The 13,516-nt window shown below is 42.7% G+C and carries 11 protein-coding genes; all 11 read left to right on the top strand.

Going from position 1 to position 13,516, the window contains the following annotated elements; translation table 11 throughout:
• Positions 1–36: 36 nt before the first annotated feature.
• The 11 genes from BN1938_RS06255 to BN1938_RS06305 all read left to right on the top strand — a co-directional run bounded on the left by BN1938_RS06255 (position 37) and on the right by BN1938_RS06305 (position 13,442).
• Positions 37–894 carry a carbohydrate ABC transporter permease gene (locus BN1938_RS06255; protein WP_050639776.1) on the top strand — a complete coding sequence of 286 codons (858 nt, stop codon included), beginning with the start codon at positions 37–39 and terminating at the stop codon, positions 892–894.
• A 1-nt stretch (position 895) separates the two neighbouring features.
• The gene (locus tag BN1938_RS06260) at positions 896–1,726 is read left to right on the top strand and encodes a carbohydrate ABC transporter permease (RefSeq protein ID WP_050639777.1); all 831 of its coding nucleotides are present in this window, start codon (positions 896–898) and stop codon (positions 1,724–1,726) included.
• 150 nt (positions 1,727–1,876) lie between these two features.
• Positions 1,877–3,691, top strand: a complete 1,815-nt coding sequence (locus BN1938_RS06265) for a cache domain-containing sensor histidine kinase (protein ID WP_050639778.1) — start codon at positions 1,877–1,879, stop codon at positions 3,689–3,691.
• Entirely contained in the window at positions 3,679–5,208 is a 1,530-nt protein-coding gene (locus tag BN1938_RS06270; RefSeq protein ID WP_050639779.1) for a response regulator transcription factor, read from the top strand. Before BN1938_RS06265 ends, BN1938_RS06270 begins: the two co-directional genes overlap by 13 nt.
• The gene (locus tag BN1938_RS06275) at positions 5,192–8,317 is read left to right on the top strand and encodes a glycosyl hydrolase (protein WP_242843814.1); all 3,126 of its coding nucleotides are present in this window, start codon (positions 5,192–5,194) and stop codon (positions 8,315–8,317) included. The genes BN1938_RS06270 and BN1938_RS06275 overlap by 17 nt, the downstream gene beginning before the upstream one ends.
• Before the next feature lie 353 nt (positions 8,318–8,670).
• On the top strand, positions 8,671–9,114 hold the full coding sequence (locus BN1938_RS06280; RefSeq protein WP_050639781.1) for a LytTR family DNA-binding domain-containing protein: 444 nt from the start codon (positions 8,671–8,673) through the stop codon (positions 9,112–9,114).
• A 2-nt stretch (positions 9,115–9,116) separates the two neighbouring features.
• The gene (locus tag BN1938_RS06285; protein ID WP_050639782.1) at positions 9,117–9,521 is read left to right on the top strand and encodes a hypothetical protein; all 405 of its coding nucleotides are present in this window, start codon (positions 9,117–9,119) and stop codon (positions 9,519–9,521) included.
• A 104-nt stretch (positions 9,522–9,625) separates the two neighbouring features.
• The gene (locus tag BN1938_RS06290) at positions 9,626–10,321 is read left to right on the top strand and encodes an ABC transporter ATP-binding protein (protein WP_050639783.1); all 696 of its coding nucleotides are present in this window, start codon (positions 9,626–9,628) and stop codon (positions 10,319–10,321) included.
• Positions 10,322–10,324: 3 nt separating this feature from the next.
• Positions 10,325–12,037, top strand: a complete 1,713-nt coding sequence (locus BN1938_RS06295) for an FtsX-like permease family protein (protein ID WP_050639784.1) — start codon at positions 10,325–10,327, stop codon at positions 12,035–12,037.
• A 120-nt stretch (positions 12,038–12,157) separates the two neighbouring features.
• Positions 12,158–13,036 (top strand): AraC family ligand binding domain-containing protein, encoded by an 879-nt coding sequence (locus BN1938_RS06300; RefSeq protein WP_050639785.1) that lies wholly within the window; start codon positions 12,158–12,160, stop codon positions 13,034–13,036.
• A complete protein-coding gene (locus BN1938_RS06305; RefSeq protein ID WP_050639786.1) occupies positions 13,020–13,442 on the top strand; it encodes a DUF2000 domain-containing protein in 423 nt (140 codons plus the stop codon). Before BN1938_RS06300 ends, BN1938_RS06305 begins: the two co-directional genes overlap by 17 nt.
• The last annotated feature ends 74 nt before the right edge of the window (positions 13,443–13,516 follow it).

The raw sequence follows: 13,516 nt of genomic DNA on the forward strand, positions 1-13,516 counted from the left end.
GAAGAATAGAAAAACAGACAAAAAAAGGGTGGGAATATGGACAAGAAAAAAATATATTCACTTTGGTTTTTGGCGCCTGCATTGACAATCTTTCTGGTTTTCTTCATTATTCCCATGGTAATCTCTCTCTTTTTTAGTTTGACGGTGTGGGATTTTGAGAAATTCACCTTCGTAGGGCTGGATAATTTTAAGATGTTCTTTTCAGAGCGGACATTGAATATTGGAATTATAAACACATTGATCTACGCGGCTTTGACATCAGGCTTAAAGGTTGTGCTGGCTTTTTTAATAGCAGTTTTTCTGACAAGTGCAATTCGGACAAAAAATATAATCCGATTAATGGTTTTCTTCCCAAATCTGGTAAGTACCATTGCTGTCGGGATCACATTTACGGCATTTATGCATCCTACGAAGGGGGTTTTCAATAAATTTATTGAATTTTTTGGAGGTACCGGAATTGACTGGCTTGGAAATGCGGACCTGGCGTTATACTCGGTGATTGGGACAGACGTATGGAAGGGATTGTCGATTGCCACTATGATATATATAGCGGGGATTTCTTCAATTGATAAAACATATTACGAAGCGGCAGCTATAGACGGGGCAAATGGATGGCAGAAAATCAGACTCATTACACTGCCGCTTTGCAGGCCTGCTATGAATTCTGTTATTATATTATCCTTCATTGGAGGCCTGAGATGTTTTGACTTAATCTGGACAATGACAGGCGGGGGACCGGGATTTTCAACAGATGTAATGGCTTCTATTGTGTATAAACAGTATGCTTCCGGTTTTTATGGCCTGTCTACGGCCGGGAACGTGATTATGTTCATTTTAATTGCTATTCTGGCATTCCCATTGCAAAGATTTTTGCAGAGAAGGGAGGTGGAATAGTGTGAAGCGTAAAAAAAGAATCCTGCTTTTGGGTGACATTGTGGGAATGGCAGCGGCTGTAATTGTATTTGTATTTCCATTTTTATTTATGTTCGTTAATTCTCTGAAAGACAGGAGAGAGGCAAATTTACTTAGTATGGCACTTCCTGTGAAACCTTTATGGAGCAATTATAAGGAAGTGTTCGAGTCAAATAATTACATCATTCTGACAGCATTTAAAAACAGTTTATTACTGACGGTATTTTCCTTATGCGGACTTGTTTTCGTATGTTCCATGGCCGGATATGTTCTTCAGAGAAGGCGGGGACGCACCATGTCTTTTGTAAACTTTATTATCATGACGGGACTAATGATTCCACCGGCTATACTGCCAACGATCTGGATCATGCAGGGACTGCATATATATAAAACCTTATTTGGAATGATTTTGATTGAGATTGCCCTGCAGATTCCGTTTGATATTATGATTTACCGTGGCTTTATGAGTTCCATTCCGGTCGAATTGGAGGAGGCGGGCTATATAGATGGGTGCAGTAAAATCAGATTATTCAGTTCCATCATTTTTCCGCTGTTAAAACCGGCTACGGCTACGATCATTATTCTGAATGCGGTTACCATATTTAATGACTTTACAAATCCACTCTATTTTCTGCCAGGGAATGAGAATACTACAATTCAGCTGACACTGTACAATTTTAAGGGTCAGTATGCCAGTTCCTATAATCTGTTATTTGCAGATGTTATATTGATAACCATTCCAATGCTCATCTTGTTTTTAATCTTTAATAAGCGGATCGTGGACGGCATGGTAGCCGGATCAGTAAAAGGTTGAGCGCGCTCCGAATAATGATCTTTCAACGGCGGCTGGAACGGGTGCTTTGGGTAGTAACCCGCCCGCAGAGCTGCGGAATAAGGCTGAACATCGTGTAGTATAACCGGAAAAGAATATGTTATAATGGGCAGTAGAATAAAGGAGAGACTGATGAAATTTCAGAAAAAAATATTTTTAGTCTATGCGCTTTTTGGAATTGTATCTGCAGTTGCAACAGGCAGCATATATTATTCCATGAGTAAGTCCCATTTTATACAGCAGGAATGCATGAGCCTCAGCAGCACGGCTAAACAAATAAATCAGCAACATGTAGAAATGCTCCGGTCGATGGAAGATGTCAGCCATTATCTTTTAAGTGACAGTGATACCCTATCAGCGATACTGATGCTGGCGCATCTGGAAAAAACGCCTCAAAACAGTAATTACATACAAGAAGGTAAAAAGAAGATCCAGACAATGATGAGTACGGACTATCTGAATCAAAAATTTTACAGGGTCATTTACTATAATAAACATGGCGACGTAATAGCCAGTAATAATTGGGGGAGTCGGGAAATTAAGTCCGGTATGGATATCAGCCAGCTTGACGCATACAAGAATATGGGTGAAAACCGGGGTGAATTATATATACAGGGACTTCACGGGGATCCCTGGGGAAAAGCAAAACAAATGCAGGTGTTTTCAGGGATTGTAAAAATCCAGGGACAGGACATAGGGTTTATTGAAGTGCAGAAAACAGAGGCAGATCTGGAACAGATATTCCAGGTTTCAGACAAAACGGTAAATGTCTGCCTGCTGCAGGAAAACGGTACTATTTTATTTCAATCAGGAAATGAAGACAAAGCATTTTATCAGCAGTTTATGCAGGAGAAACAGATTACTCCCGGCAGCTACGAGTCGGTGAATGGTAAGAAGATACTGGCGGCGGGAATATATAATAAAGAATTGGGTGCAAGAATCATTGTAACAGAAGATGTTAAAATTCTGGCTGAAAAAATGGAAGGTATCTATATGATTACTGCACTTATGATCGCTATTATTTTGGGCTTTTCATTCTTTTATATTATTTTCACGTCCAAAAAGCTTACAGAGCCAATAGAGCAGCTCCGTATATTTGTAAGAAATGCACATCTGGAAAATCTGGAAAAAGCGGAGAATATCCCGGCTGCGGAGAACGAATTTAAGGAACTGAGCCAGATATATAAAGAAATGAAAGAACAATTAAATCAATCCATCATCCGCGAGGCACGGTTATCAACGCTGCAGCTGCAGGCCCAGCTGGATGTTTTACAGGCACAGGTAAATCCGCACTTTTTATATAACGTCCTGAATATAATTTCAAACCGCGGGGTTCAGGACAATGACGAGGTCATTTGTGATATTTGCGATGATTTAGCCGGAATGCTCCGGTATACCACAAATACAAATGAAAGATATGCGGATATCAGCAGCGAAAAAAGTTATCTTCAAAAATACTTTTCATTATTAAAGTATCGATATGAGCATAAGCTCTCCTATCAGATAGAGATTGATGACAGGATATCACAGCAGATGCTTCCCAAGATGATTCTGCAGCAGTTTGTGGAAAACAGCGTTTCCCATGGGTTTGAAAACAGCACTGAAGTGATGCGCATCTGTGTTGAGGGCTGGGATGAAAATGATTTCTGGTATGTAAGGATAAGAGATAATGGAGACGGCTTTCGGCAGGATGTTTTGAGCGCATTGAAAGAAAAGATGGAGAATGTGCAAAAGGCATTAAGTGTCAACAGACAGTATATTGAATTAAAAATAGGCGGAATGGGTCTTGTCAATACTTATGCGAGACTATATCTGTTATATGCGGAGAAAACCGTTTTTAAGCTGGGAAATTGGAAAATGGGGGCAGAAGTTTTAATTGGGGGTCCCAGAGACCATACGCAGAAAGAGGGGGATCCCAAACAAGGGAGGCAGAGATGTATCGAGTAATTGTAACAGAAGACGAACCGGCAGCACTTCGCCATATTTGTACTTTAATCGAACTAAAATGTCCGGAATTTGAGGTTGTCAAAACGGCGGATAATGGGCAGGGCGCTCTGGACCTGCTGGAAAATACAGATACCGATGTGCTGACTACAGATGTAAAGATGCCGATTATGGATGGTGTAACTCTGGCGCGAAAAGTAAAAGACAGGTATCCGCAGATCATGACTTTGATTATCAGCGGCTATCAGGAGTTTGAGTATGCAAGAGCGGCTATTCAGACCGGGGTATGTGACTATATTTTAAAACCGGTCAAGCCATCCGCTTTTCAGGCCAGTATGAGGATGATACAGGGCTGTCTGGATGAATTGTATTATAGTAAACGGAATAAAATCCTGCGGGAGATGTGTATGGGAAAAACCGACATTGAAAAACAAAAGGATTTTTACCGTGTTTTTTCAAAAGAAGAGTATTATGCAGCACTTTTGCGAAAAAATGGTCTTCCGCGCAGATTTGTGAATTCAAAAGAAACAGAGATATTTTCAGTGAAAGATGAGCAGATGGCCGTCTATGGAAGGGACGAAAGGGAAGCACTTTATTTACTTCCAAAGGATTTTCTTTTATCCGGAAGCTTCTTTCGTCTGATGACTCATATGGCAGAAAAAGAGAAAAGGACAGCCGACTATTATACCCTGGTACTGCTGGAGGATCCGCTGAAACCAAAAGAACTGCCGGATGCAGTAAGAAGGCTGTATCAGACGCTGGATGCCTCCCTGGTAATTGGAAAAGATCAGGTTGTGCCTGTAAATGATAAACAGGAAAGAAAACAGCAAAAACAGGAATATAATAGCGGGCTGGAGAGACTGAATATACTTGTGAAAGAAGGAAACCGGAGGCAGATACGCGAGGAAGTTAAAGGCTGTTTTGCAAAATGGGAGCAGGAGGAACGAACTCAGTTATGGGTTGAAGAAAAGGTGAGAGAGTTGTTCAGTCTGTTTCGCAGACAAAATATGCTATGGGAATCTGTAGACACGTATGAATACTTTTTAGATGAAGCCTTTTATTTTGCATCGGATATGCAGGAGCTTTCAGACAATATTCTTCAGATTTTCAGCGAGAACTTCGAAGAAGAGGCCCAAAGAATAAAAATTGACACGCCGGAATTTTTCGAAAAGATTTTAAAATATATGAAAGAAAATTTAACGGATCCGCTTTCTCCGCAAAGCATCAGCCATGTCTTTGGAATCTCCCAGACATATCTGAGCCGTTTATTCCGCAAGTATTGTGAGCAGAGCTTTAACAGAGTTCTGAATTCTTTCCGTATTGAAAAAGCAAAGGAAATTATGTCCGGCAATCCGGAGCTGTTTATAAAAGATGCCGCCGCAATGGTTGGGTTCTCGGATCAGTTTTACTTTAGCAGAATCTTCCGCACTGTTACGGGAATCAGCCCGTCAGAGTACATAGAAAAAGCAGTGCGGGATAAAAACAGTTTAAACAAGGGGGAGAATGATGCTATATCCTAAAAATGAATTTCCCTTTCAGGAAGCGCAGTTCCAGAATCCGGACAGTGAATACAGAGGTACGCCCTTCTGGGCATGGAACTGCTATATGACGAAAGAAAAAATCAGCATGACCATAGATACCCTAAAGGCAATGGGGATGGGCGGCGGGCATATTCACTGCCGCACAGGGCTTGACAATCCCTATATGGGAGAGGAATTCCTTGGTCTGGTTGAGGATGCTCATAAAAAATTTAAAAAAGAAAAGATGCTGACCTGGTTATATGATGAGGAGCGCTGGCCTTCCGGATCGGGAGGCGGAATGGTGACAAAAAATGAAAAATACCGCATCCGTTTTCTGGTATTTTCTCCCTGCCGTCTGGAGAAAAATCAGACCGGAAGTAAAGTTACCTCTACGGGTCAGGCTGTCAGAAGCGATAAGCGCAGGCTCTTATCCCGCTATGAAGTACTGATCAGGGATGGATGGCTTATAGATTATCACATACTGTCAGATTCAGAAGTACCACGGAGCGGCTATGATGAATGGTTTGCATATTTAGAAATCTCCGGGGAGAATCCATGGTTTAATAACCAGGCATATGTGAATACACTGGATAAAAAGGCGATACAATGTTTTATTGAAGTTACACATGAAAAGTATAAGGAAAAACTGGGCGCTGAATTTGGAAAGTCTATTCCTGCGATCTTTACAGATGAACCGCAGTTTTGCCATAAAACAAGGCTATGTTATGCGGAAGACAAAACGGAAGTCATCATTCCTTACACAGATGATTTTGACGAGACGTTTACGGAAGCGTATGGGCATGATTTTCTGTCTTATCTGCCGGAATTATTTTGGGAAAAAGGTGAAAACTGTGTTTCTGAAATCCGTTATCAGTATCATGACCATGTCTGTGAACGGTTTGTATCCGCTTTTGCAGACACGCTGGGGAACTGGTGCAGACAAAACGGGTTCATGCTGACAGGACATATGATGGATGAGCCTGCTCTTGAATCGCAGACAGCAGCACTGGGAGAAGCCATGAGGTCATACAGAGCATTTCAGCTCCCGGGAATCGATATGCTTTGCGACAGGCGGGAGTTATCAACTGCCAAACAGGCCCAGAGTGCAGCCCGCCAGTTTGGCTGTCCGGGTGTGTTAAGTGAAATGTACGGTGTAACAAACTGGGATTTTGACTTTCGGGGACATAAACTGCAGGGAGACTGGCAGGCGGCCCTGGGTGTAACCGTGCGTGTCCATCATTTAACATGGACTTCTATGGGAGGCGAAGCAAAGCGGGATTATCCGGCGGCCATTGGTTACCAGTCACCCTGGTACAGAGAGTATCATTATGTGGAAGATTATTTTGCAAGAATCAATACGCTGCTGACAAGGGGAAAGGCTGTCGTAAAGATCGGTGTGATCCATCCCATTGAATCTTATTGGCTTTACTGGGGATGTGAGGAAAAAACAAGCGGAATACGAAAGGAGATGGAGCAGAATTTTGAAAAAGTGATAGAGTGGCTGCTCTATGGTTTTCTGGATTTTGACTTTATCAGTGAATCGCTATTACCAAACCAAAACAGCATAGAACAAATAAACGGCGAAATATTCCCGGTGGGAGACATGAGGTATGAGGCAATTCTGGTACCGAATTGTGAGACGTTGAGAACAACGACGTTCAAGCGTCTGAAAGCATTTTACAAAAAGGGCGGCAGCGTTTTATTCACAGGTAACACGCCGAAGTATCTGGATGGAAAATATTCAAAAGAAATGGAAGAATTTGTAAAAGTATGTGAATATGTTCCATTTACGCGCACTAAGCTTTTAAATAAATTAGAGAATAGAAGAGTGTTAGATGTAAAAAATGAAAATGGCATGAGAGCGGATAATTTGATTTATCAGATGCGGGAGGACAAGGAAGAAAAAATACTTTTCCTTGCACATGTAAACAAAATGGAAAATCCGGATGTACCAGAGCGTGAAAATAATACCATTATAATACAAGGAGTATACAAGGTTATATGTTATAATCCCCTGGATGGCACAAAAACAGAATTAGCCCCCGAGTATTTTGATGGGAAAACGATCATCCGAAAAGAAATGTATAATCATGACAGCCTTCTGCTTCGCCTTTGTCCTGCAGAAACTGCGGAATATCAAAAAAAATTGATGCCGGTGATACCGGAAAGGGAAAAAACGGAAGCTCTGAAACGAATAGAAATTCCGGAAAAAGTACCGGTTGTTTTATCGGAACCGAATGTACTGGTGCTCGATCAGGCGGAGTATATTTTTGACCAGGGGCCATGGCAGAAAAAAGAGGAAATACTGCGTATCGACAATAAGTTCCGGAAGGTTCTGGGTTACCCCCTTCGTATGGAAGCCTTTGCACAGCCTTGGCTGGATCAGGAGGCTGAACCGGTGAAACACTGGTTGTTTTTGCGGTTTAAGTTTTTATCAATGGCAGATATAGCGGGAGCAAAACTGGCCCTGGAAAATCGGGAGGCAGAAGTTTGGCTCAATGGAAACCGGGTTTGGAGCAGGGGGGATGGATGGTATGTGGACAAGGACATCATATGCAGGGAATTAGGTATCATCAGCCGGGGTGAAAACGAACTGATTGTAAAAATCCCTTATAGGAAGAAGGCAAATATTGAGGCGATGTTTCTGCTGGGGGATTTTGGAGTACAGACGGCCGGCGCGGAATCAATCCTGACAGCGCCTGTAAGAAAACTGGCATATGCGGATATCACTCGCCAGGGACTTCCGTTTTATGGCGGGAACATAGAATATCATATCCCATTTCAATTGGAGAAAAGACAGAAAATCCTTGTTGAGGCATCCCGATTCAGAGCGCCTCTTTTAAAAGTCCAAATTGACGAAGGCAGGAAACACACAATCGCCTATGCGCCATACCAAGTAAAGGCGGAGATTGAGGAAGGGGAGCATGTACTGAAGCTCACTGTTTTTGGAAATCGTATCAATACCTTTGGTACGCTCCATAATTGCAATGAAACGGAGCAATGGTATGGCCCAAATGCATGGAGAACGGAAGGAACGTGCTGGGCCAGCGAATATCAGTTAAAACCGTCCGGGATCTTAAAGGCGCCTCTTTTATACGCGTGCGATTAAAAAGAAGCATGTCCAGAAATGATATGAAATTCATAAAATAAGCGGCCCATGACTCCGGCTCTAATTTCATAATTGGTAAACAAGCAATTAAAGAGACAGTTGCTTCTTCACTATGAAGAGCAGCTGTTTTTTATGTTCAGGTCAATTTCTTATGTAAGTCAGTTATATCATTTTGCATGTCAGTTATTTCCCAATTGCCTTTTCTCCGGACAATGCTTATACTTCTTTTAAGCCGTATGCTGTCCGTCAGTTGTCTGACATATATAAAGCATCAGGTCTTTCGAATGCGATATCCTCAAAATAAGTGTCCAACGACTTCGGATCTAAATCCATAAAAAGCAGGAGGTACTACATTGTTACTCAAGCTGGAACAAGATACAACCCAGAAAGAAATCGAGGTTTCCATAAAATATCCGGAAATGAACCAGGATGTAATGAGGCTTATTTCGCTGGTCCAGTCAGCAGATACCCAAATCAGATGTACGGCTGACGGGAATGAGAGGCTGCTCAATGCCTCAGATATTTACTACATTGAAAGCGTGGATAAACGTACTTTTGTCTACTGTGAAAACGAAGTTTACCGTACAGACATGCGCCTGTATCAGTTATTAGAAACGCTGGCGCCGGTCGGGTTTGTCCAGATCAGTAAATCCTGCATCCTGAATATCCATGTGCTGGACTTTGTACGGCCTCTATTAAACAGCCGTATGGAAGCCACATTAAAAAACGGGGAGCGGCTGAATGTTACCAGAAAATATCTGGCTGATATTAAACGTAAATTACAGGAGGATATGTAGTGATGAAAAAAGTAGTGATTCATATTATGGCATCTACAGGTATTATTGTGCTTGCCCTTTCTGTTGTCGCATTACTGTACGGCGGAAAAGCCATTTTTATTCATACAATTTTTGAGATTGCGGTACTAAGTACCATGATGCATTTGGGATTCCTTATGACTCATCGACTTGATATCCAATATCCGGTTTTTGAAATAATGCTGGACATCAGCTATACCCTGTTGATGACACTGATACTGGGCGCTGTTTTCCACTGGTATCAGAGTACACCTGTATGGGTATTAATCATTATGGTTTTCGTGATTTATTTGGTTGGCTGTCTCATGGATCTATACCGGACGAAAGAAGAGGTCAGGATGATCAATGAATTACTGGAAAACAGGAAGAAGAACATCAACAATGAATAGGGTGTAACAGCTCAGACATGTCTGAACCGTTACAATAGTACAGTGCCTAAATAGCTATGTAATACAGGAATACGGAAACGGCAATGAATAAGGAGGAAATGCGCATGGAAACAATTATGGAAGCAGAAAACCTGACGAAAGATTTTGGAAAAGAGCATGTGATAAAAGGAATTACTCTCACGATACATGAAAATACATTCACCGCCATCTTGGGCCCCAGCGGCTCCGGGAAAAGCACCCTGGTAAATATTCTTTCCGGGCTGATAAAGCCAACAGGAGGAAGCGTAAGGTGTGGAGATGCCGTCATTACGGACTATACTGAAAGACAGCTTGCCGGATGGAAGCGCAGGGATGTCGGAAATGTCTTTCAGGACTATCTGCTATTGGATAACCTGACGGTAAAGGAAAATATAAAAATTGGAATAAGCCCCCAAAAACCATCCCTATCCTTTGACCGTTTGGTGCGGATACTCCAGTTGGAAGATTTGCTGCATAAGTTTCCCGCTGAGCTCTCCGGGGGACAGCAGCAGAGAACCTCTATCGCACGGGCTGTGATCAAAAGTCCGCGGCTCCTGTTCTGCGACGAGGCTACCGGTTCTCTAGATGAGGAGAACAGCAAAATTGTGGTGGAGCTTTTGCATAACCTGCAGGCGACTTTTGGCATGACCATTCTTTTCACGACGCATAATCCGCAGATTGCCAGGACAGCCGACCGGATTATTACAATGAAAAATGGCGTCGTACAAAGTGATGCCCTGAATGAACGACCAATAGCAGCCAGAAACATGGTATGGGGGTAAGATATGAGTCTATTATATAAACAACTGGTGAAACAAGTAGGGCGGAATAAAGTCTTTGTCGTCCTTCTCTTTCTATTGACCGGACTTACATCGCTTTCCTTTTTCTTTGTTATGTTCTCCGTAGACGGGAATATGGCAACGCTGGATTCCTATGTCTCGTTAAGTGATAACCAGCTGAAGTATAAGGAGGCCCTGCTTTCCAATACGAGACTGGCTTACATCTTTCTCTTTTCTATGGCAATACTTACTGCCTTTGTATTTATCATGTTTTTCTACCGTTTTTTCCGCTCGGCCAAAAAACAGATTGGCTGTTTAAAGTCATTGGGCTTTTCAGACCGTGATTTATGCACATTTTTTATCATCTTGACTGCATGTATATCATCAATAGGGGCTGCGGCTGGTATGCTGTCCGGATATTATTTGTCCGACATTCTGGTTCAGGCGAATGAGGAGACATGTTCCGTCAGCGGATTGACCAGGGCAGTTACTCCTGGCAGCGCAGCCATTGGTCTTCTGGGAGGGACGCTTGTCTTTTGTCTCACAGCTTTCCTTAGTTATTTCTTTATCCGTGGGAAAGAGCCTGGCCTGCTGATTGCCGGAAAGAAAACAAAGCAGAGTATAACAGGCGGTTTGTCGTCTGCGGAATGGATTGTAAAACGAATTCCTGTCAAGGATAAATTTCCTATTCGTATTGCACTGCGTAAACCGCTGGCAGTAATCCTGATCTTTGCCTCCGTTATGGCATTCAATGTCTGCTTTATTCTGGGGCGATCATTAAATATCAGCAGCCAGAAGATTATGGATTCCCAAACAATAGGGCATCACTATCAATTCAATACTGGATATACACAATACAAAGATGAAGCACTTCCGGAAGATGCACTGCCATATCTTTTCAGTGATTCTGTCATAGAGGCCGGCGGTCATGAGATAAAGGAAAGTGTTTATGGATTGTACGGACTTGGGAATGTATTTGTACTGTTGGATAAAGGGGGCAGGGCATTCCCTGTACCAGGAGCAGATGAGGTCTATATCAACCCCGAGCTGTCAGAAACCTACGGTGTCAATCCTGGTGATGACCTCGCAGTTACGACAGACAAGGGGAGTGTTATTTACACCGTTCGCGGGATCGCCGAAAACGCACAATTAAAAACGATCTACGTGAATGCGTCTGGGTTGTCGGAGGTTATCAATGCGCCCACAGGAAGCTACAATGGAGTATGGAGTATGAGCCCGGTGTCCGAAGATGGTACGATGATCAGCAAAGAACAGGTGAAGCAGATGCTTCAGAGGGATGCCACCTCTAATAAAACGAGTGCAGTCATAAATCAGGTGATTGGCGCGGTTATAGGATGTATACTGCTGTTCCTTGCGCTGTATCTCAACTTTCAGGACAATCAGAGGGATATGTCCATCCTGCATCTTTTGGGATACAGCCAGAAGGAAATCCGAAGAATGCTGGTTTACATTTACCGCCCGATTGTGTGGGCTGCTTTTATGATAACACTTATTCCAGGCGTTTTGACTGCGAAAGCTGTCCAGAAAGCATTGTCCATTGCAATTCAGGACTATATGCCTTTTGGGATTCATGTAAACACAATACTGATGCTGTTTGTCTTCCTGAATGCAATCTATCAGATGGTTGAAATCGTATTTTCAATAGGGACATCACGGGTTTGCAGAAAGGGAAACCTAAATGAGATCTCAGCATTGTGATGAAAAGGGGACGTCGTGAAGACAGTCCCTGTTTTGTTTCATCGTGTCATATTATACAAGAAAAAAGTAAATCCTACATGCTATAATGATCTAATCCAATATGTAGGAGGTAAACATACCATGATCGAAAAGCAGGAGCAGCGTCATATCTACTATGACCGTGATCTGGGAATAGAGGCATATCAGCTAAGCGGGATCGTACAAAAGTTTCCGAATCATTTTCATGAATTTTATGTAATCGGCTTTATTGAGGGCGGAAAGCGCCACCTTTGGTGCAAGGGACAGGAGTACGATCTGAGCGCGGGAGACCTGGTCTTATTTAATCCGAGGGACAACCATTATTGTGCCCCCGTAGGCGGGGAACTGTTAGATTACCGAGCTGTGAACATCAACTCAGATGTCATGACAGGCATTGTCAAAGAAATTACCGGAAAGAAGTACACGCCATATTTTACCCGGAATGTCATTATCCAAAGCGAAATCGCCCCATCCGTAGCAGACGTGTACGATGCAATCCTTATGGATTCGCCAAAGCTTCAGAAGGAAGAAGCCCTCTTTTATCTGATAGAACAGATTCTGCAGGAGTATGCGGTCCCGCTTGAAAAGGTTGGAGATACAGAACCTGATAAGCAGACGAAAATGCTCTGCAGTTATATGGAACAGCATCTGGCTGAAAATATTACACTGGACGATCTGGCTTCCATGATTGGCGCCGGAAAATCTTACCTGCTGCGTTCTTTTGCGAAACAAGTAGGGGTATCCCCCTACCGGTATCTGCAGACGATCCGCATAGAGAGGGCAAAGAGGCTGCTGGAACAGGGGGTTGTGCCAATAGACGTTGCGGGGATGACTGGATTTACCGACCAAAGCCATTTTACCAATTATTTTAAAGAATTTATAGGGTTGACGCCAAAGCAGTATCAGCGGATTTTTACCGATACGCCGGCATTTGAATCAGGAGAAGATAAAGGAGAAAAAAGATATGGAACAGAACTCTAATAAATGTGTGATGGTGATTGATGAGGCTCTGCCCCTCGGCGTTATAGCAAATACTGCCGGTATCATGGGGATTACTCTTGGAAAGTATATCCCGGAAACAATTGGACCGGTAGTTACGGATAAAAGCGGCAGTTCTCATTTGGGGATTATTCAGATACCGGTTCCGGTTCTGAAAGCGGATAAAGAGAAAATCAAAAAGTTACGGGAACGCCTTTTTGAACCGGAATTTGAAGGCCTGACCGTGGTGGATTTTTCCGATGTGGCGCAGAGCTGCAATGTGTATGAAGATTATATTCAAAAAGCGGCCTCTGTGGAAGAGACCGATTTTAACTATTATGGGATTGGGATTTGTGGAGAGAAAAAACTGGTAAGCAAATTAACGGGGAATCTTCCTCTGCTGCGATAGAATCATGTTGTCATATCATTTAAATCCTTGCTTAACTGTGTTAAGATATGCCAGAATGTCTGACAATTTCCTCT

Origin of the sequence: Eubacterium sp. SB2, assembly GCF_001244405.1 — a bacterium.
Taxonomy (GTDB): domain Bacteria; phylum Bacillota; class Clostridia; order Lachnospirales; family Lachnospiraceae; genus Faecalicatena; species Faecalicatena contortus_B.